General features: G+C 66.0%; 25 protein-coding genes. 16 read left to right on the plus strand and 9 right to left on the minus strand.

The window, feature by feature from the left end; all coding sequences use genetic code 11:
• The first annotated feature begins 41 nt into the window (after positions 1-41).
• The 9 genes from GRI55_RS05960 (at position 42) to GRI55_RS06000 (ending at position 8,942) form a co-directional block, all read left to right on the plus strand.
• Complete coding sequence (locus tag GRI55_RS05960; RefSeq protein WP_160766551.1) at positions 42-737, plus strand: DUF4197 domain-containing protein; 696 nt, start codon at positions 42-44, stop codon at positions 735-737.
• A 62-nt stretch (positions 738-799) separates the two neighbouring features.
• Complete coding sequence (gene fsa, locus GRI55_RS05965) at positions 800-1,462, plus strand: fructose-6-phosphate aldolase (RefSeq protein ID WP_050600282.1); 663 nt, start codon at positions 800-802, stop codon at positions 1,460-1,462.
• Positions 1,463-3,289: a cobaltochelatase subunit CobT gene (cobT, locus tag GRI55_RS05970; RefSeq protein WP_160766552.1), complete on the plus strand. Its 1,827-nt coding sequence runs from the start codon at positions 1,463-1,465 to the stop codon at positions 3,287-3,289.
• A 172-nt stretch (positions 3,290-3,461) separates the two neighbouring features.
• Positions 3,462-4,133, plus strand: a complete 672-nt coding sequence (locus GRI55_RS05975; RefSeq protein WP_160766553.1) for a nitroreductase — start codon at positions 3,462-3,464, stop codon at positions 4,131-4,133.
• 159 nt (positions 4,134-4,292) lie between these two features.
• A complete protein-coding gene (gene cysS / locus GRI55_RS05980) occupies positions 4,293-5,738 on the plus strand; it encodes a cysteine--tRNA ligase (protein WP_160766554.1) in 1,446 nt (481 codons plus the stop codon).
• Positions 5,739-5,740: 2 nt separating this feature from the next.
• Positions 5,741-6,046, plus strand: a complete 306-nt coding sequence (locus tag GRI55_RS05985) for a DUF559 domain-containing protein (protein ID WP_160766555.1) — start codon at positions 5,741-5,743, stop codon at positions 6,044-6,046.
• A gap of 37 nt (positions 6,047-6,083) precedes the next feature.
• Complete coding sequence (locus GRI55_RS05990; protein WP_160766556.1) at positions 6,084-7,022, plus strand: D-2-hydroxyacid dehydrogenase; 939 nt, start codon at positions 6,084-6,086, stop codon at positions 7,020-7,022.
• A gap of 75 nt (positions 7,023-7,097) precedes the next feature.
• Positions 7,098-8,537: an aldehyde dehydrogenase family protein gene (locus tag GRI55_RS05995; RefSeq protein ID WP_160766557.1), complete on the plus strand. Its 1,440-nt coding sequence runs from the start codon at positions 7,098-7,100 to the stop codon at positions 8,535-8,537.
• 99 nt (positions 8,538-8,636) lie between these two features.
• On the plus strand, positions 8,637-8,942 hold the full coding sequence (locus tag GRI55_RS06000) for a hypothetical protein (RefSeq protein ID WP_160766558.1): 306 nt from the start codon (positions 8,637-8,639) through the stop codon (positions 8,940-8,942).
• Positions 8,943-9,457: 515 nt separating this feature from the next.
• Here GRI55_RS06000 and GRI55_RS06005 read toward each other — a convergent pair.
• Positions 9,458-9,811, minus strand: a complete 354-nt coding sequence (locus GRI55_RS06005) for a hypothetical protein (RefSeq protein ID WP_202392391.1) — start codon at positions 9,809-9,811, stop codon at positions 9,458-9,460.
• Positions 9,801-10,016, minus strand: coding sequence for a hypothetical protein (locus GRI55_RS06010; protein WP_160766559.1), 216 nt, complete (start codon positions 10,014-10,016; stop codon positions 9,801-9,803). Before GRI55_RS06010 ends, GRI55_RS06005 begins: the two co-directional genes overlap by 11 nt.
• A 171-nt stretch (positions 10,017-10,187) precedes the next feature.
• Here GRI55_RS06010 and GRI55_RS06015 point away from each other — a divergent pair, with 171 nt between their 5' ends.
• Positions 10,188-10,829: a S24 family peptidase gene (locus tag GRI55_RS06015; RefSeq protein ID WP_160766560.1), complete on the plus strand. Its 642-nt coding sequence runs from the start codon at positions 10,188-10,190 to the stop codon at positions 10,827-10,829.
• A gap of 12 nt (positions 10,830-10,841) precedes the next feature.
• Here the strand turns inward: GRI55_RS06015 and GRI55_RS06020 are convergent, their stop codons facing one another.
• Positions 10,842-11,213, minus strand: coding sequence for a hypothetical protein (locus GRI55_RS06020; RefSeq protein WP_050600293.1), 372 nt, complete (start codon positions 11,211-11,213; stop codon positions 10,842-10,844).
• Positions 11,214-11,334: 121 nt separating this feature from the next.
• Between GRI55_RS06020 and GRI55_RS06025 the strand changes: the two genes are divergently transcribed.
• A complete protein-coding gene (locus GRI55_RS06025) occupies positions 11,335-11,976 on the plus strand; it encodes an MBL fold metallo-hydrolase (RefSeq protein WP_050600362.1) in 642 nt (213 codons plus the stop codon).
• 89 nt (positions 11,977-12,065) lie between these two features.
• Here the strand turns inward: GRI55_RS06025 and GRI55_RS06030 are convergent, their stop codons facing one another.
• Entirely contained in the window at positions 12,066-12,464 is a 399-nt protein-coding gene (locus tag GRI55_RS06030) for an MAPEG family protein (RefSeq protein ID WP_197458076.1), read from the minus strand.
• Positions 12,465-12,705: 241 nt separating this feature from the next.
• Between GRI55_RS06030 and rpmF the strand changes: the two genes are divergently transcribed.
• From rpmF to GRI55_RS06055, 5 genes are all read left to right on the plus strand, one after another.
• Positions 12,706-12,885: a 50S ribosomal protein L32 gene (gene rpmF, locus GRI55_RS06035; protein WP_050600294.1), complete on the plus strand. Its 180-nt coding sequence runs from the start codon at positions 12,706-12,708 to the stop codon at positions 12,883-12,885.
• 27 nt (positions 12,886-12,912) lie between these two features.
• On the plus strand, positions 12,913-13,950 hold the full coding sequence (plsX, locus tag GRI55_RS06040) for a phosphate acyltransferase PlsX (protein ID WP_050600295.1): 1,038 nt from the start codon (positions 12,913-12,915) through the stop codon (positions 13,948-13,950).
• Positions 13,947-14,912, plus strand: coding sequence for a beta-ketoacyl-ACP synthase III (locus GRI55_RS06045; RefSeq protein WP_160766561.1), 966 nt, complete (start codon positions 13,947-13,949; stop codon positions 14,910-14,912). The genes plsX and GRI55_RS06045 overlap by 4 nt, the downstream gene beginning before the upstream one ends.
• A 126-nt stretch (positions 14,913-15,038) precedes the next feature.
• Positions 15,039-15,338 carry an integration host factor subunit alpha gene (locus tag GRI55_RS06050; RefSeq protein WP_197458094.1) on the plus strand — a complete coding sequence of 100 codons (300 nt, stop codon included), beginning with the start codon at positions 15,039-15,041 and terminating at the stop codon, positions 15,336-15,338.
• Positions 15,339-15,358: 20 nt separating this feature from the next.
• The gene (locus tag GRI55_RS06055; RefSeq protein ID WP_160766562.1) at positions 15,359-15,727 is read left to right on the plus strand and encodes a MerR family transcriptional regulator; all 369 of its coding nucleotides are present in this window, start codon (positions 15,359-15,361) and stop codon (positions 15,725-15,727) included.
• A 7-nt stretch (positions 15,728-15,734) separates the two neighbouring features.
• Here GRI55_RS06055 and GRI55_RS06060 read toward each other — a convergent pair whose 3' ends face one another.
• The 5 genes from GRI55_RS06060 to GRI55_RS06080 all read right to left on the minus strand — a co-directional run bounded on the left by GRI55_RS06060 (position 15,735) and on the right by GRI55_RS06080 (position 22,746).
• Complete coding sequence (locus tag GRI55_RS06060) at positions 15,735-17,114, minus strand: M24 family metallopeptidase (RefSeq protein WP_237452437.1); 1,380 nt, start codon at positions 17,112-17,114, stop codon at positions 15,735-15,737.
• A 25-nt stretch (positions 17,115-17,139) separates the two neighbouring features.
• Entirely contained in the window at positions 17,140-20,571 is a 3,432-nt protein-coding gene (locus GRI55_RS06065) for an AAA family ATPase (RefSeq protein ID WP_160766563.1), read from the minus strand.
• 28 nt (positions 20,572-20,599) lie between these two features.
• Positions 20,600-21,340 (minus strand): thioredoxin domain-containing protein, encoded by a 741-nt coding sequence (locus GRI55_RS06070; RefSeq protein WP_063512025.1) that lies wholly within the window; start codon positions 21,338-21,340, stop codon positions 20,600-20,602.
• A gap of 111 nt (positions 21,341-21,451) precedes the next feature.
• Complete coding sequence (locus GRI55_RS06075) at positions 21,452-22,159, minus strand: DsbA family protein (protein ID WP_160766564.1); 708 nt, start codon at positions 22,157-22,159, stop codon at positions 21,452-21,454.
• Positions 22,156-22,746, minus strand: a complete 591-nt coding sequence (locus tag GRI55_RS06080; protein WP_228135249.1) for a DUF721 domain-containing protein — start codon at positions 22,744-22,746, stop codon at positions 22,156-22,158. The genes GRI55_RS06075 and GRI55_RS06080 overlap by 4 nt, the downstream gene beginning before the upstream one ends.
• Positions 22,747-22,755 lie beyond the last annotated feature (9 nt).

A 22,755-nucleotide genomic window follows, 5' to 3' on the forward strand; every position in this document is an offset into this window, starting at 1 on the left:
GGTGTGCGAAACAAGGGCAGGATACAATGAGGACCAGCGATATGACCGATATTCTCGTCAAACCCACCGGACGGCGCGGCTTCCTCGGCGGGGCCATGGCCGGGGGCGGCCTTCTTCTGCTGCCCGCCTGTTCGACGATACCCGGTTTCGGCATGGTCGATGCGGTCCAGCGCATCCTGTTCCTGTCGAGCGAACGCGCTTTCGCGCGGATGCTCGAAGGCGGCGGCTTCTGGGACGAACAGGTCGCGCAGGTCGGCTTCGGCGAGCTGCTGGGCGCGCGCGGCGACGTGGTGTCGCGTATCCTCACCTCCGCCTTGTTCAAGAGCCGGCTCGAAAACGCGTTCGGCGACATTGCTTATGAAGGCGCGCAGCGCGCGGCACCGCTGGTGACCGATGCGGTGCGCACCATCGGCATCCAGAACGCGATCGACCTCGTGCGCGGCGGCCCCACTGCGGCGACCAGCTTCCTGCGCGATTCGATGGGCCGCAGCCTGGTCGAGGCGATGGTGCCCGAACTGGGCGATGCGCTGCGCGTCGCGCAGGACCCGCTGGTGGCAGAGCTGGTGCCGGGTCTCGCCGGGGTCGATCTCGCGGGCGCGGTTACGCGCTTCGCAGGCTCTATCGACACCACCATCTGGCGCGAGATCGGGACCGAGGAAGCGGCGATCCGCCGCAACCCGCAGGCCACGCGCGACCCGCTGATCATCGGCGTGTTCGGCGCGGGGGCGCAGTACTAGCCGCAGGCCATATCGGACGCTAAGGCTCTGCGGGAATCGCAATTCCCCCGGAGCCTTCGCGCATGAAATTCTTCGTCGACACCGCCGATATCGCCGACATCAGGGAAATGGCCGACACCGGCCTGCTTGACGGCGTCACCACCAATCCGTCGCTGATCGCCAAATCGGGCCGCGATTTCATGGATGTGACGAAGGAAATCTGCGATATCGTGGACGGCCCGGTCAGCGCCGAAGTCGTCGCGCTCGATCACGACACGATGATGAAAGAGGCCGAAACGCTGCGCAAGATCGCGGACAATGTCTGTATCAAGGTGCCGCTGACGATCGACGGGCTCAAGACCTGCAAGAAGCTGACCGGCGATGGCACGATGGTCAATGTGACGCTGTGCTTCTCCGCCAACCAGGCGCTGCTGGCGGCCAAGGCGGGCGCGACCTTCGTTTCGCCCTTCGTCGGGCGGCATGACGACAACGGCTTCGACGGCATGGCGCTGATCCGCGATATCCGCCTGATCTACGACAACTATCCCAATTTCTCGACCGAGATCCTCGTCGCCTCGATCCGCAATCCGGTGCATGTGCTCGAAAGCGCGCGCATCGGTGCCGATGTCGCGACCATGCCCGCGGCGGTGATCAAGGGCCTGTTCAAGCATGTCCTGACCGAAAAGGGCATCGAAGGCTTCCTCAAGGACTGGGACAAGACGGGCCAGTCGATCCCCACCGCATAAGTGAGCGAACAGACTCCTCTCGACCGCTTCAAGCAGGCGCTGACCGGCGCCAGCCGCGCGCTTGCGCATGAAGCGGAAGTCGAAGTCGCGTGGAGCGCGGATGCGCCGACCCAGTCGGGCAAGAACTTCCGCGTGCCGCTGCCCGGGCGCAATCTCCCGCGCGAGCAGGCGATCGAAGCGCGCGGCTTTGCCGACAGTTTCGCGCTGCGGCTCCGGCATCACAGCGAAGCGCTGCATGGCAAGGGCGCGCCGCCCGAACCGATCGCGCGCGCCTGTTACGACGCGATCGAACAGGTTCGCTACGAAGCAATCGGCTCCACGCGCTATGCCGGCATTCGCGGCAATCTCGACGCGGCGGTCGAGATGCGTACCGCGTCCGATCCGATCGTGCGCGCCGAAGCGGCGGGCGATGTCCCGCTGCCCACCGCGCTGTCGCTGATGCTGCGCGAGGCGCTGACCGGCGAAGCGGTGCCCGAACGCGCCCGCGCGGCGGTTGATCTGGTGCGTGAGGATATCCTTGCCAAGATCGGCACCGACATGGACGGGCTGGCCGATGTGCTCGACGACCAGCGCGCCTTCCAGAACCTGACGCTCGACATCCTGCGCGATCTCGACCTGACGCTGCCCGAAACCCCCGAACCGACCGATGCCGAGGATGGCGAGGACGAGGAGGGCGAGAACCCCGAGGACCAGGACGAAACCGACGAGGAAGACGAGGGCGGGGCCGAACCCGATGCCGCCGATGCCCGTTCGGAAGTCACCGATGGCGAGGCCGAGGGCGACGCCGACCAGGACGTCGAGGGCGAACAGGAAATGTCCGATGGCGATCCGTCGGACGATGGCGAGGAAGGCATGCAGCCCGTCCGCCCCAATCGCCCGTGGACCGACTTTCCCGAAGGCTTCGACTACAAGGCCTATACCCAGAAATTCGACGAGGAGATCGAAGCCGCCGAGCTGTGCGACAATGAAGAGCTCGACCGGCTGCGCACCTATCTCGACAGCCAGCTGGCGGGCCTGCAGGGCGTGGTCACGCGGCTGGCCAACCGGCTGCAGCGCCGCCTCATGGCGCAACAGAGCCGCAGCTGGGATTTCGACCAGGAAGAAGGCATGCTCGATGCCGCGCGGCTGACCCGCGTGGTGGTCAGCCCCGGCCATGCGCTCAGCTACAAGATCGAACGCGATACCGAGTTCAAGGACACGGTCGTTACGCTGCTGATCGACAATTCGGGCAGCATGCGCGGGCGGCCGATCTCGATCGCCGCGATCAGCGCCGATATCCTCGCGCGCACGCTCGAACGCTGCGGCGTGAAGACCGAGATCCTCGGTTTCACCACCCGCGCGTGGAAGGGCGGGCAGAGCCGCGAGATGTGGCTCTCCGACGGGCGCCCCGCGAACCCCGGACGCCTCAACGATCTGCGTCACATCCTGTACAAGAAGGCCGACGAGCCGTGGCGCCGCGCGCGCCGCAATCTCGGCCTAATGATGCGCGAAGGCCTGCTCAAGGAAAACATCGACGGCGAGGCGCTGATGTGGGCGCACGACCGCCTGCTGCGCCGCCCCGAGGACCGCCGCATCCTGATGGTCATCTCCGACGGCGCGCCGGTCGACGACAGCTCGCTGTCGGTCAACCCGGCGGGCTTCCTCGAAAGCCATCTGCGCAAGGTGATCGACTGGATCGAGAACCAGTCGCCCGTGCAACTCGCCGCGATCGGCATCGGCCACGACGTCACGCGCTATTACAAGCGTTCGGTGACGATCATGGATGTCGAGCAATTGGGCGGGACGATTATCGAGCAATTGGCCGATCTGTTCGAGATCGAGAAATAGGACACGCCTGTTCAAGCATCGGCATCCCCGCGCAGGCGGGGATCCCGCTGCTGTGAAGCTGGCGAGGAAGTGAGCGGGACCCCCGCCTGCGCGGGGGCAACGGGCCGAGGGGGCAAGTTAGATCCGCAAATCGGGGCGCCTGCTTGCAGGCGAGGAGGAGAGACAAACTACCATGAACGTTACCGAAGCCGTCCAGACGCGCCGTTCCGTCCGCGCCTTCACCGACCAGAAGGTCGAGCGCGAAACGCTTACCCGCATCCTCGAGAAGGCGCAGCGCAGCCCCTCGGGCGGCAACACGCAGCCATGGCACGGCATCGTCCTCACAGGCGAGCCGATGCAGGCGCTGTTCGACCGCATCGCGCAGGATTTGCCCAAGGGGCGCGCGGCGTTTGCACCCGAATACAATGTCTATCCGCCCGAACTCGACGGAGCCTACGAACAGCGCCGCCGCGGGGTGGGCGAGGACATGTACGGCGCGCTCGAAATCTCTCGCGAGGAGAAAGGCAAGCGGCTGATGTGGTTCGCCAACAATTTCCGCGCGTTCGGGGCGCCGGTGCTGATGCTGGTCCACACGCCCCGATACATGGGCCCGCCGCAGTGGAGCGATATCGGCATGTGGCTGCAGACCGTGGGCCTGCTCGCGCGCGAGGAAGGGCTCGACACCTGCTTCCAGGAAGCCTGGGCGGTCTATGCGCCGCAGATCCGCGAAATGGTCGACATTCCCGAGGATCACACCTTCTTCTGCGGCGTCGCGATCGGTTACCGCGACGAGGAAGCCGCGGTGAACAATTTCGCCGTGAAGCGCGCCGGGATCGAGGAAAGCGTGCGCTGGGAAGGGTGGTAGCTCCCTGCCCAGCAGTCATTGCGAGCCGCAAGGCGATGCAATCCATCACCCGACACTAGCGAAATACACCAGGTCGGAAGATGGATTGCCACGTCGCCTCCGGCTCCTCGCAATGACTGCTTGTTGACCGCCCCCCGCCTCCGCGCCATTGCGCTTCGCATGACCCAAACGCCGCTCAAGCTGTTCAATTCGCTGACCCGCGAGCTGGAGGAATTCACCCCCGTCCACGAGGGTGAAGCGCGCGTCTATTCCTGCGGGCCGACGGTCTACAACTACCCCCATATCGGCAATATGCGCGCCTATGTCTTCGCCGATGTGCTGGGACGCACGCTGAGCTGGAAGGGCTACGATCTCACCCACATCATCAACATCACCGATGTCGGGCACCTGACCGACGATGGCGATGCGGGCGAGGACAAGATGGAAAAGATGGCGGCGCAGAAGGCGCAGTCGATCTGGGACATCGCGAAGCACTACACCGAGGCCTATTGGGCCGATGTGAAGGCGCTCAACATTCGCGAGCCGGCGAAGTGGTCTGTGGCGACCGATTACATCGAGGAGATGGTCGACTTCGCCAAGGGCATTGCCGACCAGCATTGCTACGAGCTCGACAGCGGGCTCTATTTCGATGTCTCGACCGTGGCCGATTACGGCCGCCTCGCGCGTGCGGTGACCGAGGAAGGCGAGGGCCGGATCGACACCGTCGCGGGCAAGCGCAACGCCGCCGATTTCGCGATCTGGCGCAAGACCCCGGCGGGCGAGACGCGGCAGATGGAATGGGATTCCCCGTGGGGTAAAGGCGCGCCCGGCTGGCATCTCGAATGCTCGGTCATGGGCGAGAAGCTGCTCGGCTTCCCCTTCGACATCCATACCGGCGGGATCGACCACCGCGAGATCCACCATCCCAACGAGATCGCGCAGAACCAGGCCTTCTGCGGCTGCGGCGGATTGTCGGAAGCGACCAATTCGGGCGCGAAGATCTGGATGCACAACAACTTCCTCGTCGAGCGCAGCGGCAAGATGAGCAAGTCGTCGGGCGAATTTCTCCGGCTGCAATTGTTGATGGACCGGGGCTACCACCCGCTCGCCTACCGGATGATGTGCCTGCAGGCGCATTACCGCCGCGAGCTGGAGTTCTCGTGGGAGGGCCTCGGCGCCGCGCTGACGCGGTTGAAGCGGATCGTAATGGCGGTCGGACCACTGAAAGATGCCGCCTCGGGCGCCCCCGACCATCCCAAATTCGCCCCGATAGGCGAGAAATTCGCCGCCGCCATGGCCGACGATCTCAACACGCCGATTGCGCTGGTTGCGCTGGAGGAGGCGCTCGCGGTCAAGAAGGTCGATGCCGGAATCAAGCGCGCGGTCATCGCGGAAATGGACGCGGTGCTCGGGCTGGGCCTGTTCGATCTATCCCGCGCCGACTTGCGGCTGCGGCCGGAGGGCGCGACCATCACCGAAGAGGAAATCGAGGCCGAACTGATCCGCCGCAAGCAGGCGCGCATGACGAAAGATTTCGCCACTTCGGATGCGATCCGTGAAAGCCTTGGGGAAAAGGGTGTCGAGGTAATGGACGGCGACCCGCTGGGTTGGGATTGGAAGCTCTGACGATGGCCGACGCGCAGACCCTTCTCTGGCAACATCTCAAGGACGCGCCCAAGGGCCTTTCCTTCGTGCGCGATCACGATGCCGAAGGCTTCACCCTGCCGTTCTATTGCGCCGATGCGCATCTGGCGATCGAGGTCGATCATGATCCGTTCCGTCACAGGGAAGACGGCGCGCGCGAACGCTGGCAGGAACGCCACCGCGTCGACATCATGCAGGTTCCGCCCAGCCATGTGCAGCGCAATGCCAGCGAAGTGGCCGAAGCGATTCTCGACATCGCCGCGCGGCGCAAGGAACGGTTTGCGAAATAATCCCTGAACGGCAATGGAGGTCTCGAGGGAGAAATCGATGACCAAAGCCGTCCTGTCCGCCATGATCCGCCCGCTGGTCGAACCGCGCCTGCCCGAATGGGTCGAGCCGCTGTGGTTTGCCAGCAAGGAACAGGCGCTCGAATTCGCACCCCAGGCGGAAATCGGCTGGTTCGACCTCAACGAGAAGGAGCCGATGGTCGAGATCGCCACCGCTGCCACGCAGCTCAAGTGGATGAACTCGATCTATGCCGGGCTCGATTTCATGCCGCTCGACTTGCTCGCCGAACGCGGCGTGGTGGTCACCAATGGCGTCGGCATCAATGCGATCACCATCGCCGAATATGTCGTCATGCTGATGCTCGCGCATGCCAAGGGCTACCGCGAAGTGGTGCGCGCGCAGGACCGCCACGAATGGCTGCTCGACAGCCCGGGCAAGCGCGAGCTGGCGGGCGAGCGCGTGCTGTTGCTGGGCATGGGCGCGATCGGATCGCTCATCAAGACGCGGCTCGAAGCCTTCGACATGAAGGTCGTGCCCGTGCGCCGCTCGGGCGCCGATGGCGCGCTCAAGCCCGGCGAATGGCGCGGGCGGCTGGGCGAATTCGACTGGGTGGTGCTGGCGGTCCCCTCGACCCCCGAAACGCGCAATATGATCGGGGCGGTGGAACTGGCGGCGATGCGGCCCAACGGCGTCCTGGTGAACATCGCGCGCGGGGATGTTGTCGACCAGCCGGCACTGGTCGAAGCGCTTCGGGAGAACAAGATCGAGGGCGCGCTGCTCGACGTCACCGATCCCGAACCACTGCCCGAGGATCATCCGCTGTGGGGCCTCGAGAATGCGCAGGTCACCATGCACCTGTCTGGCCGCGCGCAGACCAAGATGTTCCAGCGCAGCGCGGATCGTTTCATCGAAAACCTCGCCCGCTGGCACCGCGGCGAAGCGGTGCAGCCGCAGCTCGATCTCGATCTGGGCTATTGACGGAACGCACCGCCCGCCCGGGCGGTTAAAGGGTCAGACCCACCCCCGGTCCCTCCCGCCCGCGGGAGGGTGGAGATGCCGATGCCCACGCTGAAGGATACCTACCCGCTCTATCTCAACAACAAGGCCGCGCAGCCGAACACCGATCTGGCGGTAACCGACAAGTTCACCGGCGAGGTGGCTTTTCGCACCGCGCTCGCCAGCCCCGAGATCATCGACGAGGCGATTGCGGGGGCGGTAAGGGCGGCCGAACCGATGGCGCGGCTTGCCAGCTATGAACGCCAGGCGGTGCTGCAGCATTGCGTCGGCCGCTTTACCGAGCGCTTCGACGAGCTTGCCTACGCGCTGTGCGTCGAAGCGGGCAAGCCGATCAAGGATAGCGAGGGCGAGGTCACGCGGCTGATCGATACCTTCCGCATCGCGGCGGAAGAATCGGTCCGCATGGTTGGCGAGGTCATGCCGCTCGACATTTCTGCGCGCGCCAGGGGCTACCAGTCGATCTGGAAACGCTATCCGATCGGGCCGTGCAGCTTCATCTCGCCGTTCAACTTCCCGCTCAATCTAGCCGCGCACAAGGTCGCGCCCGCGATCGCGGTGGGCTGTCCCTTCGTGATGAAGCCCGCCAGCAAGACCCCGCTGGGCGCGATCATCATGGGCGAGGTGCTGGCCGAAACCGACCTGCCCGAAGGCGCCTTCTCGATCCTGCCCGCCAGCCGTGACGGGGCGGACCTGTTCACCGTGGACGAACGGCTCAAGCTGCTGAGCTTTACGGGGTCACCGGCGGTCGGCTGGGATTTGAAGGCGCGCTGCGGCAAGAAGAAGGTGGTGCTCGAACTGGGCGGCAATGCGGCGGTGGTGGTCGACCACGATGCCGATCTCGATGATGCGCTCGAACGGATCATCTTCGGCGCCTTCTACCAGAGCGGGCAAAGCTGCATCGGCGTGCAGCGGATCATCGTGCATGAAGATGTCTACGACCGCTTCAGGGACATGCTGGTCGCCAAGACCAAGACGCTCGTCGCGGGCGATCCCAAGGACCGCGACACCTTCATCGGGCCGATGATCTCCGAGGGAGAGGCCAGCCGCCTCAAGGGCTGGATCGACGAGGCGGTCGCGGGCGGCGCGACCCTGCTCACCGGCGGCGGGTGCAAGGGCAATATGCTCGAAGCCACGCTGCTCGAAGACGTGCACAAGGATGCCAAGGCGCTTAACGAGGAAGCCTTCGGCCCGCTCGCAATCCTGCAGAAATTCAGCAGCTTCGACGAGGCGCTGGCCGAAGTGAACCGCTCCACCTTCGGGCTGCAGGCGGGCATATTCACCCGCGACCTGTTCAAGATGTTCGATGCCTGGGACCGGTTAGAGGTCGGCGGCGTGGTGATCAACGACGTCCCCAGCTACCGTGTCGACAACATGCCCTATGGCGGCGTGAAGGACTCAGGGTTGGGCCGCGAAGGCATCAAGTTCGCGATGGAGGACATGACCGAGATCCGGAACCTGGTGATCCGGCGCGGGTGATCAGGAGCGGGGAAGGGCAGGTTTCGGCTTTCGCCTGAAAGCGGTCGTTCGGCTGACGACCCGATTGCGGACATTGGGCAAGCGAGCTAGCCCGAGTAGATGTCGCTCAAACGCTATCTGACCGTCTGCTACGTTATTACCTTTGTCATGCTGCTGTTGGCAGGTGTCATTCTCTCAAGCAGCGACCCCGACGCGAGCTTTTTGGGCATGCTGATTATCGCCCCAATAATCGCGGCGGTGAACACTTTTATACAGATTTGGCCGTTTGCACGATTGGTCCCAGAGGATCAGCGGAATGTCTTTTGGTCCTACAAATGGACAAGCCTTATCTTCATTGCCTTACCTTCGTCGATTCTTTTGATAGCTATTTTGGCTTTCATTTGGGATGAGATTGTAGGGATTTAAGCCGTCCGCTAACCACCCCTAATCAGACCTTCGCGCATGGCGCGGCGATCGTTAGGAGCCGTCAGGCGGCTTCCGTGCTTTTTGGGCTGAAACCGGACTAGCCGGTAACGACCCCATTGCGGACTTTGGCAACAATTGCGACATGCGACTAAGCCACGCACTGATCGAAAATGGGTGAGATGGAACGTGATGCTTAAGTCATGGGAGCCAACACCCGGGAAGACCATACTCGCAATCGGTACGCCACCAGCCGACTGACAATGCAACTGCTATGATCGTAATTCCTGTCGATGGAATCGACGGCTCGCCATCGAAGTTCATTGCATACAGTAGCAGCGCACCGGCAGCGGCTAGCTTCACCGCGAAGTAAGCAGCAATATAGCGAAGCATCGAGGTTGGTTCCAAGTCGTGATCTTCCATACTTAGGCTATATCTTCGCGACGTCCGCTTTCCACCCAAATTCAGCCGTTCCGTGATACGCCTCGTGCGACAAAAGCTGACATTCGAGAGTTCAGTCAGCCCTCCTCCAACAGCAGCAATTCGCACCGGACCACCAGCCGTGGCTCGGGGGTGAGGCGGTGTTCGACTTCGACCACGCCCGCATCGGCGACCAGTTGGCCGGGGATGGCGAATTCGTGATCGGGCAGGGCGGCGACGAACTCTTCGCCGGCCTCCACAGCTTCCTCGCCTGCGAATAGGATCGTGAGGCTGTGCCGCGTGCCCGCAAAGGTGATGCTCGCCCACGCCTTCTCGGTATGCATCAGCACCTCACCATGGTGCGCGTGCAGCTCGACCAGTGCGGCGCGCAGGCGGTCGGCGGCGGTACGGCGTGCGCGCGGCGCGCGGGGCGGGGCTGTTTCATCCGACATGCGCGGTCTCCCGCGTGGTTGCGACATCGCGCGCCGCCTCGAACCCGGCCATGAAGCCGCGGATGCGCTGTTCGGTGCGGTCGCGCGGCTCGCGCCCCATGCGCAGGTCGAGCACGAAGCGCGGATCATGCGCGGCAAGGCGGCCGAACTTGGTGGCCGCCATCTCGTGCTGGCGGAGGAATTTCTCGACGGATCGGATCAGCATGGCGGGCTCCCCAAATGGCTGCCGGAAGTGGCGATTCGCTGGCTGTGTTCCGCATTTGTTCCAATCCAATTCCTACTTGTCTAGGAAAAATCCTATGCTATGGGAAATTTCTCGCATGCTCCGTCCTGCGCGACGCGGGTCGGATGACGGCGGGCTTGAGGACACGGTCTTATGAGTGAAGCGATGACGCCGGACCGCGCGAAGCTGGTCGAACTGGCCGAGGCCGGACGCACCAGCCTAGCCTCGCTTTCCGCCATGCTCGGCCGCAATCCCAGCTATCTGCAGCAATTCGTACGCAAGGGTTCGCCGCGCAAGCTGGAGGAGGCGGACCGGCGGCGGCTGGCCGAGTTCTTCGGCGTGTCCGAGGTCGCGCTGGGGGCCGATCCCGACCATGTGCGCGCTTCTGCCCCGGACGAGTTCATCACCGTGCCCCGCCTTCCGCTCGACGCCTCGGCGGGGCCGGGCGCGTTTTCGGCAGAGGAAATTTCCTTCGACAGCTTCCGCTTCAGCCGCCGCTGGCTGCGCGAAATGGGGCTGGAGGGCGCCGATCTCACCGCGATCCGCGTCGAGGGCGACAGCATGGAACCAACCCTGCGCAGCGGCGACGAGATCTTCGTCGACCGCAACAAGCGCTCAGGTGAGGGCATCCACGTCGTGCGCATCGGCGATGCGCTGCACGTCAAGCAGGTCCAGGCCAGCGCGCCGGGCCGCATTGCGCTGATCAGCGCCAACGACAGCTATGCCCCGATCGACCTCGCGCGCGAAGATGTCGAGGTAATCGGCCGGGTTGTCTGGAAAGGGGGGCGGGTGTGACCCGCCGCCCGATCACGACGGGCGCTTGACGTAATCGTCCGAGCGCAGCGTCAGCATGTAGTCGGCAACCAGTTCGATATCCTCTTCGACCAGGTCGACATCCATCTGCATCGGGTAATTGTGCGCATCCGACAGGAAGGTCACCAGCGTCGCGCGCGTCAGGCCCGGGCTGTTGGCGATGTCGGCAAAGCCGGGGGCCTGCGGGTCGAGCGACACCGTATCGCTCGTCACGGCATGGCATTCCCCGCACACGCCGGTAACGAAGTCGGGCGCGGGCGCTGCGGCGCTGGCCACGGCGCCGCCCGGCGGGGCGGGGCGATCGGGATAGGTCTGGCATGCTGCCAGCACCGCGCACCCCGCCGCGATGGTTGCGATATGCTTCATGAATCTGCTCCTCTACCGCGGTGTTAGCACTTTGCCGCAGATGCGGCTTGTTTTCGATCAAGAAGCCGACCATTTTTGCGGATATATGGAAACCGATACCCAAAAGCCCGCCACTCCGCCCATGAAAGCCGGTATCGTCCCGGTCACGCCGCTGCAGCAGAACTGCTCGCTGATCTGGTGCACCGCGACCAACAAGGGCGCGCTGGTCGATCCCGGCGGCGATCTCGACAAACTCAAGGCGGCGGTCGCCAAGTCGGGCGTGGAACTGGAGAAGATCCTCATCACGCATGGCCATATGGACCATTGCGGCGAGGCGGGCGTGCTGGCGAAGGAATTGGGCCTGCCGATCGAGGGCCCGCACGAGGCGGACCGTTTCTGGATCAGCCGGCTCGAGGAAGACGGCGCGAGATACGGCATGCAAGCCGAGGTGTTCGAACCCGATCGCTGGCTGGTCGATGGCGACACGGTCACCGTGGGCGAACTGACGCTCGAGGTGATCCATTGCCCCGGCCATACGCCGGGCCATGTCGTGTTCTTCAACCGGCCGAGCAAGTTTGCCATCGTCGGCGACGTCTTGTTCCAGGGCAGCATCGGGCGCACTGATTTCCCGATGGGCAACCACCAGGACCTGATCGACGCGATCACGCAGAAACTGTGGCCGCTCGGCAATGACGTGACCTTCATTCCCGGTCACGGGCCGACCAGCACCTTCGGCCAGGAACGCCAGACCAATGCCTTCGTGAGCGATTACGCGTTGAGTTGATATTTGTGGGGTGCGCTATCGACCTCCGTCGATAGCTTGCGCAAGGTCGGGACGGATGTCCCGACCGTACGCCGCAAAATTTCCTTCTCTTACATCACGCCAAGCGTGATCAGCACCGCAACCACCGCGAGGCCGAGCAGCGTCAGCATCGTCACCAGCGTGCCGATCATGCGCGGCTTGGTCGCGCCTTCGCCGTCCATGCCGAAGCCGTGCGCCACGCGGCCAAGCATGTAGATCGCCGCCACCCAGGCCAGCCAGGGATCGCCCTTGCCGGTCAGTTCGATGGCCGCAATCAGCACCAGGACGAACGGTGTGTTCTCGACGAAATTGAGCTGCGCGCGCATCCGCCGCGTCAGCGGACCGCCCGCATCGTCGCCGTGGATGGTCTTGGTCGCGCCGCGCATCTGCCCGACTCGGATCGCAAGCCACAGGTTGATGATCGCCGCTGCAGCCGCCGCGGTCAGTGTAACCGGCAGGATAATGCCCATGTTTCTCTCCCTTGCGTTCCCCGTGAACGCTACCCGCCTGCGTGCTAGGGCGAAGCCCGTCGCCGTGCAATCCCGCCGCGGCATGCGGAATCGGGTTGCATCGCCTGCAAATTTGGCTATTACGCGCGCCTTCACCGTCACGGTCGGGATTTTCGGGTTCACGCGCTCTTGCAGCGTGCCGGACCATCCCCTAGGGCGGCCACCGAAATTGATTGTAATTGTTTGAGGAACAGGTGCCGCCATGGCCGTCCCCAAGAGGAAAGTATCGCCCCACCGTCGCGGCAACCGCCGCTCGCATGATTCGCTCAAGGTCGAAGCTCATCACGAGTGCTCGAACTGCGGCGAACTCAAGCGGCCGCACAATCTGTGCCCGCACTGCGGATATTACAACGGCCGCGAAATCATCGCCGTCGGTCTGTAAGACCGTCAGCCAAGCCGGAGACAGCGCATGAGCCTGCCGCGTATCGCCGTCGATGCGATGGGCGGTGATGAAGGTGTGCGCGTCATGGTGGAAGGCGCCGCGCTTGCGCGTCGCCGCCACGACAAGTTCCAGTTCCTGCTGGTTGGCGACGAAACACGCATCAAGGCCGCGCTCGATACGCACCCCGGCATGGCAGGGGCGTCCGAGATCCTGCATTGCACCGACGTGGTCGGCGGCGACGAGCTGCCGAGCCGCGCCTTGCGGCGCGCCAAGACCACCAGCATGGGCCTTGCGGTCAATGCGGTGAAGCAGGGCGATGCCGGCGCCGCCGTGTCGGGCGGCAACACCGGCGCGCTGATGGCGATGAGCAAGCTCGCGCTGCGCACCATGCCCGGGCTTGACCGGCCGGCGCTGGCCGCGCTGCTGCCGACGCTGACCGACGACGATGTCGTCATGCTCGACCTCGGCGCCAATCGTGAATGCGACGCGCGCAACCTCATCCAGTTCGCCATCATGGGCGCGGCCTATTCGCGCATCGTGACCGGCCGCGAACGCCCGCGCACCCGGCTGCTCAACATCGGAACCGAGGAAACCAAGGGCACCGAAGATATCCAGGCCGCCGCCGAGGCGCTGCGCGCCGCCACCGGGCTGGCGATGGATTTCGAAGGCTATGTCGAAGCCGACAAGATCAACCGCGGCGAATGCGACGTGGTGGTCTGCGACGGGTTCTCGGGTAATATTGCACTGAAGGCGATCGAGGGCGCGGCGCGCTTCGTCACCGACCTGCTGCGCAATGCCTTCACCAGCTCGCTGCGCTCGAAGATCGGCTTCCTCGTCTCGCGTCCCGCGACCGACCTGCTGCGCCACCATCTCGACCCCAACAACCACAATGGCGCGGTCTTCCTCGGCCTCAACGGCGTGGTGGTGAAAAGCCACGGCAGCGCCAATGCCAAGGGCGTCGCCAATGCGGTGGAAGTCGCCGCGCGGCTGCTGGAGGACGACATCACCAACCGCATCAAACGCGATCTGGGCGAAATCGAAGCGGCGGGCGTTACCGCGAAATGATCCGTTCGGTGATCACCGGCACGGGTTCGGCATTGCCCGCCAAATGCGTCACCAATGCCGATCTCGCCGCCAGGGTGGACACCAGCGACGAATGGATCGTCGAGCGGACCGGCATCCGCCAGCGCTATATCGCGGACGATAGCGAGACGACCTCCACTCTCGCCACCGCGGCAGCGCGCAACGCGCTCGAAGCGGCGGGCGTCGATGCGCAGGAAATCGGCCTGATCGTCCTCGCTACCGCAACTCCCGACCATACCTTCCCCGCCACCGCCACGCAGGTGCAGGCGGCGCTGGGGTGCGGCGGCGGGGTGGCCTTCGACGTGCAGGCCGTGTGCTCGGGCTTTCTCTATGCGCTGGCCACTGCCGATTCGCTGCTGCGGACCGGGATGGCGACAAAGGCGCTGGTGATCGGTTCGGAAACCTTCAGCCGCATTCTCGACTGGGACGATCGCACCACCTGCGTATTGTTCGGCGATGGCGCGGGGGCGGTCGTGCTCGAGGCACAGGACGTCGCCGCGGACGGCCCCGGCATCCTCGCCAGCCGCCTGCATGCCGATGGGCAGCACAAGGACATGCTCTATGTCGACGGCGGGCCTTCGACCACGGGCACGGTCGGCAAATTGCGCATGAAGGGCCGCGAGGTGTTCCGCCACGCGGTCGTCAATCTCGCCAGCGTGCTCAAGGAAGTGCTCGAGGAATCGGGCACCAGCGCCGCCGATATCGACTGGGTGGTGCCGCACCAGGCCAATGCCCGCATCCTCGATGCCACCGCGCGCAAGCTCGACCTGCCGGCCGAAAAGGTCGTGGTGACAGTCGACCGGCACGCCAACACCTCGGCAGCCTCGGTCCCGCTCGCGCTCGATACCGCGATGCGCGATGGCCGGATCAAGCCCGGCGATCTGGTGATGTTCGAGGCGATGGGCGGCGGCTTCACCTGGGGCGCCTCGCTCGCGCGGATGTAAGGGCAGCCCCGTAGCCGCGGGAACCCGTTTGCCAGCGCGCTGCCAAACCTCTATATTGCTTGGTGAAGTTCGAGTTGGGGTCGCATTCCCGTTCAGGGTCGTTTCTGGGGGAAGGATAGAATGGATATGATGCGCTCCGTAGGCACGCTTACCCGGGCCGATCTGGCCGAGACGATCAACCGCAAGATGGGGCTGTCGCGCGCCGAGTCGCTCGACATGGTCGAAGCGATCCTCGGCAAGATGTGCGATGCGCTGGCCGACGGCGAGAACGTTAAGATTTCGGGCTTCGGCAGCTTCGTGCTGCGCGACAAGAAGGAACGTATCGGCCGCAACCCCAAGACTGGGGTCGAAGTGCCGATCACGCCCCGCCGGGTGATGACCTTTCGCGCCAGCCAGCTGCTCAAGGAGCGGATTGCAAACGGCTGAGGCCGGGACAAGGGTGCGCGATGGCTGAATTCGACGACGGCAAGGAAGAGGGCGCGCTGCGCACCATCGGCGAAGTTGCCCGCGCGACCGGGATCAAGGCGCATGTGCTGCGTTACTGGGAACAGCAGTTCCCCATGCTCAAGCCGCTCACCCGCAGCGGCGGCCGGCGGTACTACCGCCCCGAAGACGTGGCGCTGGTCGAACGCATCGACGCGCTGGTCAATCGCCAGGGCTACACGCTGAAAGGCGCCAAGGCGGCGCTCAAGGGCGCTCCCGATCCGCAGGCAGCCGCGCAGGCTGCCGATCCGCGCACCGCTCCGGTCGATGGCGACCTGGTCGCGCGCCTCAAGTCCATCCGCGCCGACCTGGCGGCTGCGCTGGCAGCCTGAACCCGGCTCAGTCGCTGGGGATCAGCGTCAGTTCGGTCTGGCGCCCGTCGAGGAAGCGCACCGTCTCGCCATCGAAGAACGCGTCTTCCTCCGAACGGAAATCGACCACCTGTCCGCCCCATTCGGGCACCGCGTTGTAGGACGTCAGTTCGATCGACCACGCGGTGTCGGGCTGGAGGATGTACTCGCCGCGCGGATCGCCGCCCTGATTGTCCCAGAACCCGATCGGCGTGCCCGCGCCGTGGCCGTGCAGCCCGATCGGGTGCGAATAGATCGAGGGATCGAGCCCCTCCGCAATCGCCCTGCGCCGCGCGCGGGCGAGGATTTCGTTGCCGCTCGATCCTGCCGCGAAGCTGCCGATCAGCGCCTCCTGCACGCGGTTGGTGGCTGCCAGCCCGGCGCGGAGGCCCGCGGGCGCCTCGCTCTCGCCCGGCTTGAGGACATAGGCGAGATGCTGCGTATCGGTGTTGAGCCGCAGGTAGGTGATGCCGAAATCGGTCCACAGCAGGTCGCCCGGGAGGATCACCGTATCGCCGCGGAGCATCCCCTCGGCGCCCTCGCGCTGGATGCCGACCGAGGGGTGGAACCACGGCGTCAGGCCGTGCGCGGCGAGCGTGTCGCGATACCACCACTGGACATCGGCGGCCGTGGTTTCCCCCGGCGTGATGACCGCGCGCGAGAAAGCCTGCGCGATCAGCGCATGCGCGATTCGCACGACCCCGGGGTAAAGCGCGATCTCGGCGGGTGTGCGCGTTTCGAGCCAGCGGGTCGCCAGTTGTTCGCCCGACACGATCCGCTCGCGGTACTCGGGCGCGAGCGCCTCCTTCATCATCCGGTACTGGCTCAGCGTCATCCCATCGCCGAAGGCTGACAGATCGGACGTGTTGATCGCGATGTTCGCCGGATCGCGCTGCGCGATGATGTCCGCCACCGCCTGCCACTGGTCGGGCTGCTGCTCGGGATCCCAAGCTGCCTCGAACAGGTCGCCAAGCCCATAACGGCTGACGGTCAGCCGCTCGATTTCCTGCCCTTCGCCGGGATCGTGGAAGATCAGGATCGTCCGCCGCCGCGCATGCATGCTTTGCGCATCCAGCATCGTCGCAATGACCGGCTCCTCGAAATATTCGCGCGCCATCAGCACCCACATGGCGATGCCCTGTTCGCGCATGATTGCGGGAACGACCGTCTCCAGCCGCTGTGCCAGCACCGCGTCGATCACCTCGGCGCGCGCGCGCATGGAAAGCAGCGGCGGCATGGCGGGGGCCGCCTGTTCGGTTTCGCTCATGCCGATCTGCGTCGGCGCGGCGGACGCGGCAGCGAGCGCGGCGGGGCAGTGGGCGGCGCAGCCCAGCAGCAGGGCGGCAAGTGGCAGGCGCAGCGACATCATCGAATTCTCCCCCGTGGCAGCGCGGCTATTCGGCCGCGAGCAGTTCTTCGGCCGCGCCCAGATCGACGCTGACCAGCCGGCTGACGCCCTTCTCGATCATGGTCACACCGAACAGCCGGTGCATCCGGCTCATCGTCACCGCATTGTGCGTCACGATCAGATAGCGGGTCTGCGTCTCGCGCGTCTCGCGCGTCATCGCGTCGAGCAGGTCGCAGAAGCGGTCGATATTGGCATCGTCCAGTGGCGCATCGACCTCGTCGAGCACGCAGATCGGCGCCGGATTGGTCAGGAACAGCGCGAAGATCAGTGCGGTCGCGGTCAGCGCCTGTTCGCCACCCGACAGCAGCGTGAGCGATTGCAGCTTCTTGCCCGGCGGCTGCGCGAAGATCTCGAGGCCCGCTTCGAGCGGATCGTCGCTGTCGATCAGCGCGAGATGCGCTTCACCGCCTTCGAACAGCCGCATGAACAAGCGCTTGAAGTGGTCGTTGACCTGTTCGAACGCGGCGCGCAGCCGTTCGCGCCCCTCGCGGTTGAGATTGCCGATCGACCCGCGCAGCCGGCTGACCGCCTCGCGCAGTTCCTCCTGCTCGGCGGCATTGCTGCCATGCTCGCTCTCGATCCGTTCGAGTTCTTCCGCGGCCACCAGATTGACCGGTCCGATCCGCTCGCGGCTGGCGGTGAGCCGGTCCATCTCCTCGCTCTCCGCCTCCGCTGCGGCAATCGCTTCCTCGTCGAATTCATAGCGCTGCGGCAGCAGCGGGGGCGGACACTGGAAACGCTCTCCCGACACCCGCGCCATCTCGATCCGGCGGCCGTCCTGGTTCTCGGCGCGTTCGGTCAGGCCGGCGCGGCTTTCGCGCGCCCTGGCCAGCGCTTCATTGGCTGCGGGAAAGTCCTTGTCGGCCTGCTGCGCCTGTGCACTGGCGGCGCTGACCGCCTGTTCGGCTTCCGAAAGCGCGCGCGTCAATCGCTCGCGGACCTGGTCGCCCTGTTCGATCTCGCGCATCAGCCCCTCGGGCTTGGCCGCGGTCACCGCGCGTTCCTGCTCTATTTCCTCGGCGCGGATTTCCATTTCGGACAGCCGCCGCGCGGCATCGCCGCTGCGCGCCTGCCAATTGGCCATGTCGCTGCGCTGCGCTGCGGCGCGCTCGCGTGCGACCGCCAGCGCCTGGTCGTGGCTGGCGAGTTCGGCGGCACGCGCCTGCAACGTCGCCCGCGCCGCCTCGTTCTTTGCGCGCGCGGCTTCGAGCGCGGCGCGCCCCGCTGCGGGATCGGGCAGCGCATCGCGCCGCGCCTGAGCGGCATCGAGTTCGGCGGCGGCCGCGGCGATCAGCTCGCCCTGTTCGTTTTCGCTGCGCGCGAGTTCCTCGAGCCGCGCGGCCAGCCGTTCGCGTGCCGCCTCGGCCTGGTCGAGCGTGCGCAGCGCCTGGCGTTCGGCATCCGCAGCGCCCGCCAGCTCGCGTTCGCGCGCGACGAGATCGCGCTGCAACTGCGCCAGTTCCTCGCCCGCGGTGTCGAGCGCGGCCTGTGCGCCGTCTGCAGCTTCGCGCAGCGCGGGCAGGTGTGCATCGAGCTCGGCAAAGCGGTTTTCCGCCTCCAGCCGCGCGGCTTCGGCCGAACCTTCGCCGCGCACCACCAGCCCGTCCCAGCGGCGCAATTGCCCGTCGGTGGTGACCAGCGCATGGCCCGGCGCGAGCGCGCGGCCGTCATCCTCGTCGGCAACCTGGACCAGCGCCAGCAGCGCGCGCAATTCCTGCGGCGCGCTCTCGACATGCGCGGACAGGCTGCCATCCACGGGCGCGGGTGGTTCGGCCCCGGTCCAGTAGCGCCCCTCGGCATCGCCATCGGGCGCGCCGAGCAAGGCCTTGCCATCGCGCCCCAGCGCCGCCGCCACCGCGCGTTCATAGCCCTTGGCCGCGCGCACGCCGTCGATCGCCTGCTGGCGCCCGCTGCGCTTGGCCGCGGCGCGTTCGCGTGCATCGCGGTCGCGCTTCAGCGCTTCCCATTCGCGCTGGACGCCCGACAGTTCGGCGCGGGCCTCGGCCAGCTGCGACGATGCCGTATCGCGCGCCGCCTGCAGTTCCGCCTTGCGCGCCTGCATCGTCTCGATCGTGCCGCGCAGGTCGCCGAGGCGCGTGCCTGCTTCTTCCGCTGCCGCACGTGCCGCGGCGACATCGGCATCGGGATCCTCGCCGGCCAGCGCGGCGCGTTGCTCGGCCATGCGCCGAGCCTCTGCCTCGACCCGGTCGAGCCGCGTGCGCGCCTGCGCGATCGCAGCTTCGGCGACGCGCCATTCGGCCTCCACCCCGGCATTGTCGGCAGTCGCGCGCGCCAGCGCGAGTTCGGCGGCGCGGCTGTCTCGCTCGGCCTGTTCGCGTCCGCGTTCCAGCGCCGGGCGGCGTTCCTCGTCGGCGGCCAGCGCCTGTTCGCTTTCGGAGAGCTCGCGTTCGAGCCGCGACAGCGCCTCGGCGGCGTCCCGCGTCAAGCGGTCGGCATCGCCGCGATCGGCCTCGAGCCGCGCCTTCTGGCGGTCGAGATCGGCCAGCCGCTGTTCGGCGGCCTCGAGCTGGCTGGTCAGCGCGGCCATGCGGTGGCCATGCGCGCTGGCATCGTCGCGGCGATCGGCCTGTTCCTCGCGCGCTTCGGCCAACGCTTCCGCGGCCCTGCGCTGCGCCTTCTGCGCCTCGTCGGCGGCCGTCTGCGCTTCGTTCACGCGCGCCTCGGCATCGGCGGCAGCGGCCTTGGCCTGTTCGGCTGCCGCGGCGGCATCGCGCCAGCGCGCGAAGACCAGCCGGGCCTCGGCGGTCTTTATCTCGTCGGACAGTTTCCGGTAGCGCTCGGCCTGCTTCGCCTGCCGGCGGAGCGAGGCGATCTGGCTGTCGAGCCCGGCCATGATGTCCTCGAGCCGTTCGAGATTGGTCTCGGTCTGGCGCAGCTTGCTTTCCGCATCGCGGCGACGGACATGCAGTCCGGCGATTCCCGCGGCTTCCTCGAGCATCTGGCGGCGTTCGGTCGGCTTGGCGGCGATCACCTGCGCGATCTTGCCCTGGCTGACCAGCGCGGGGCTGTGCGCCCCGGTGGCGGCATCGGCGAAGATCAGCGCCACGTCCTTGGCGCGCACATCGCGTCCGTTGAGGCGATAGGCGCTGCCCGCGCCGCGCTCGATCCGGCGGACGACTTCCATCTCGTCGCCGTCATCGTCCGCGCCGTGCAGCACCACTTCGGCGAAATCGCGCTGCGGGCGGCTCTGCGTACCCGCGAAGATGACATCTTCCATCCCGCCCGAGCGCATCGACTTGGGCGAGTTTTCGCCCATCACCCAGCGGATCGCCTCGAGCAGGTTGGACTTGCCGCAGCCATTGGGGCCGACGACCCCCGTCAGCCCCGGTTCGATATGCAAGGTGGCAGGTTCGACGAAGCTCTTGAAGCCGCTCAGCCGGAGCTTCGAGATCTTCATCCGCGCCTATGCCCCCCGCGTGCCGGACTTACCTGGCGCCGGCACGCTGGAGAATGGGTTCCAGTGCGCCCCAGGTGTTGGCATCGACCTTGTTGCCATTGAGTTCGAAGGTCGGGGTGCCGGTGATGTCGAATTCGCTGCTGTAGCGCTGCGTGTAATTGGCCATGTCCTCGAGCGCGCCGACATCGGCTAGGCACTGGCGGCCCTGGTCTTCGCTGATCCCGCGCGCGGCGAAGAAATCGAGATAGCCCATCTGTTCGGCGGCAACCACGAAGCGCTCTTCCATCGGGCGCTGCATCGCGGCCTCGAAGGCCGCCTGGTTGGCCTGGATCGGCTGCATGATGGTTTCGTAATTGGCCCAGACCTGGTCCGACAGCGGGATCACCGCCTCGACCGGGCCGCATTGCGTCATGCGCTGCAGCAGCAGGTCGAGCGGGCCGTGCACGGCGAACTGGCGCAATTCGAAGCTGACCACGCCGCTATCGACATATTCGAGCAGCGGTTCGCCGCCTTCCATCGAGAAGCGCGCGCAGGTGGGGCAGGTAAGCGAGCCGTATTCGACCAGCTTGAGCGGGGCGTCGGGATTGCCGACCAGCGTGCCGCCTTCTTCGGTCATCACCGCGGTGGTGCGCCATTCGCTGCCCGCGGGCGCGGGAATGGCGGCGATTGCGTCGCCTTGGATTTCGCCGCTCTGCTCGGCGCCCGATCCGCAGGCGGCAAGCGCCAGGGCGAGCGGGGCGGCAAGGGCGAAGCGCAGGGTCTTGGTCATCGGTTTCCTCGTGTCTGGATGGCGAAGGCTAGGCCGGAGGGCGGGGGCAGGGGAAGCCGCCGCGCGGCGTATCCACAGGGCTTTCCCCCGAAAAGGCGGTTCATTCGCCCGCTAGAGCGCGTCGGCGAGCTGGGGTTCGAGCGCGGACCAGTCATGCGTTCCCTCGAGCAGTTCGCCGTCGAGCACGAAGCTCGGCGTGCCGGTGATGCCGTAGCGTTCGGCATCGGCGGCCGAGCGGTCGGCCAGCGCGCTGGCCTTGGCTTCGTCGGTCAGGCATTGGTCGATCTCGGCACGTTCGTAGCCGCGCGTCTCCATGATGTCGTAGAAATCGAGATCGCTGGCGATTGCCTGGAAGCGCGCCGACAGGCTGCCGAACTGCCAGCGCGACCGCTGCGCCTGCGTGGTCTTGCGCGCCTTCTCGATCCATTCGTCATAGCGATACATGATCGCTTCGTGATTGCCGCCGAACTTCTTGGGATCGCCGCAATGCGTCAGCAGCGTTGCGGTAAGGTCGATCGGGTCGCGGATCAGGTGCCGGATTTCGTAGCTGAAGCGGCCGGTCGGAACCAGCGTCAGCTTGATCGCGCCATCGCCCTCGCGCGCGAAAGTGGCGCAGTGCGAGCAGGTGTAGCTCATGAATTCGACCAGCCTGGTTTTCGCTTCGGGATTGCCGAAGCGGTGCCCGCCATCGGTTTCGTCGAGCATTCCGGCCCAGTTGCCGCCGGGCAGCATCGGCCGGTCCTGCGCGCTGGCGGAAAGCGCCAGCGTTCCCGCGCCGGCCAGCGCCAGCGCAGCGATCATCGCGGTTTTCGTCTTCACCTGTTGTCGTTCCCATCCTCTTGCGATTCGAGGCTGCGCGCGAGCGATTCGAGCACGGTGCGCAGTTCCGGATCGCCGATATCGCGCAGACTGTCGCCCAATTCCATCGGAATGGGCTTGAGCGACGGCGGCGCCTTGGGCTTTTCCCTGTCGGGCGGCGGCTTAACCTCACCTTGCCGCAGCTTGATGCGGGCCACCGCGCGGTAGCCGAAGAAGCGGTTCACGCGGTCGATGATCTCGGGGATGACCTGCTGCACCAGCGGCGCATGTGCGGGTTTGACCACCAGGTGCATGATCCCTTCGGACTTCTCGCCGGGGGGAAAGCGGATCATCTCGGGGGTACAGGTCCGCGCATGCACGGTGCCGACGATTTCGGGCCACCGGCTGACGATCGAGCTCTGCACGAAACCGAAGCGGCGGAACGCGCTGCGGCCGATCTGCGGCATCAGGTCGCTGATCGGCTTGGCGCTGCCGCCGCGTGGGCGGCTGTACTGCTTCGCCGCGGGCTGCTTGCCGCCCGATCTCGCGCCGCGCGGGGGCTTTGCGCCGCCCTTGGTCTTGTCGCTTTCCATGATGGCGATGCTCATGCCATAGGC

This window comes from Qipengyuania citrea (assembly GCF_009828015.1).
GTDB lineage: Bacteria > Pseudomonadota > Alphaproteobacteria > Sphingomonadales > Sphingomonadaceae > Qipengyuania > Qipengyuania citrea.

What these genes read in the sequence shown, in the direction of transcription:
- fsa (WP_050600282.1), top strand. Translation starts at nt 800, where the DNA reads ATGAAATTCTTCGTCGACACCGCCGATATCGCCGACATCAGGGAAATG.
- GRI55_RS06020 (WP_050600293.1), bottom strand. Translation starts at nt 11,213, where the DNA reads ATGAAGCATATCGCAACCATCGCGGCGGGGTGCGCGGTGCTGGCAGCA.
- GRI55_RS06070 (WP_063512025.1), bottom strand. Translation starts at nt 21,340, where the DNA reads ATGACCAAGACCCTGCGCTTCGCCCTTGCCGCCCCGCTCGCCCTGGCG.
- GRI55_RS06015 (WP_160766560.1), top strand. Translation starts at nt 10,188, where the DNA reads ATGAGTGAAGCGATGACGCCGGACCGCGCGAAGCTGGTCGAACTGGCC.
- GRI55_RS05990 (WP_160766556.1), top strand. Translation starts at nt 6,084, where the DNA reads ATGACCAAAGCCGTCCTGTCCGCCATGATCCGCCCGCTGGTCGAACCG.
- GRI55_RS06010 (WP_160766559.1), bottom strand. Translation starts at nt 10,016, where the DNA reads ATGCTGATCCGATCCGTCGAGAAATTCCTCCGCCAGCACGAGATGGCG.
- GRI55_RS05975 (WP_160766553.1), top strand. Translation starts at nt 3,462, where the DNA reads ATGAACGTTACCGAAGCCGTCCAGACGCGCCGTTCCGTCCGCGCCTTC.
- GRI55_RS05985 (WP_160766555.1), top strand. Translation starts at nt 5,741, where the DNA reads ATGGCCGACGCGCAGACCCTTCTCTGGCAACATCTCAAGGACGCGCCC.
- GRI55_RS06050 (WP_197458094.1), top strand. Translation starts at nt 15,039, where the DNA reads ATGATGCGCTCCGTAGGCACGCTTACCCGGGCCGATCTGGCCGAGACG.
- GRI55_RS06055 (WP_160766562.1), top strand. Translation starts at nt 15,359, where the DNA reads ATGGCTGAATTCGACGACGGCAAGGAAGAGGGCGCGCTGCGCACCATC.
- cysS (WP_160766554.1), top strand. Translation starts at nt 4,293, where the DNA reads ATGACCCAAACGCCGCTCAAGCTGTTCAATTCGCTGACCCGCGAGCTG.
- GRI55_RS06045 (WP_160766561.1), top strand. Translation starts at nt 13,947, where the DNA reads ATGATCCGTTCGGTGATCACCGGCACGGGTTCGGCATTGCCCGCCAAA.
- GRI55_RS06005 (WP_202392391.1), bottom strand. Translation starts at nt 9,811, where the DNA reads ATGTCGGATGAAACAGCCCCGCCCCGCGCGCCGCGCGCACGCCGTACC.
- GRI55_RS06000 (WP_160766558.1), top strand. Translation starts at nt 8,637, where the DNA reads ATGTCGCTCAAACGCTATCTGACCGTCTGCTACGTTATTACCTTTGTC.
- rpmF (WP_050600294.1), top strand. Translation starts at nt 12,706, where the DNA reads ATGGCCGTCCCCAAGAGGAAAGTATCGCCCCACCGTCGCGGCAACCGC.
- GRI55_RS05960 (WP_160766551.1), top strand. Translation starts at nt 42, where the DNA reads ATGACCGATATTCTCGTCAAACCCACCGGACGGCGCGGCTTCCTCGGC.
- plsX (WP_050600295.1), top strand. Translation starts at nt 12,913, where the DNA reads ATGAGCCTGCCGCGTATCGCCGTCGATGCGATGGGCGGTGATGAAGGT.
- GRI55_RS06065 (WP_160766563.1), bottom strand. Translation starts at nt 20,571, where the DNA reads ATGAAGATCTCGAAGCTCCGGCTGAGCGGCTTCAAGAGCTTCGTCGAA.
- GRI55_RS06030 (WP_197458076.1), bottom strand. Translation starts at nt 12,464, where the DNA reads ATGGGCATTATCCTGCCGGTTACACTGACCGCGGCGGCTGCAGCGGCG.
- GRI55_RS05995 (WP_160766557.1), top strand. Translation starts at nt 7,098, where the DNA reads ATGCCGATGCCCACGCTGAAGGATACCTACCCGCTCTATCTCAACAAC.
- GRI55_RS06025 (WP_050600362.1), top strand. Translation starts at nt 11,335, where the DNA reads ATGAAAGCCGGTATCGTCCCGGTCACGCCGCTGCAGCAGAACTGCTCG.
- GRI55_RS06080 (WP_228135249.1), bottom strand. Translation starts at nt 22,746, where the DNA reads ATGAGCATCGCCATCATGGAAAGCGACAAGACCAAGGGCGGCGCAAAG.
- GRI55_RS06060 (WP_237452437.1), bottom strand. Translation starts at nt 17,114, where the DNA reads ATGATGTCGCTGCGCCTGCCACTTGCCGCCCTGCTGCTGGGCTGCGCC.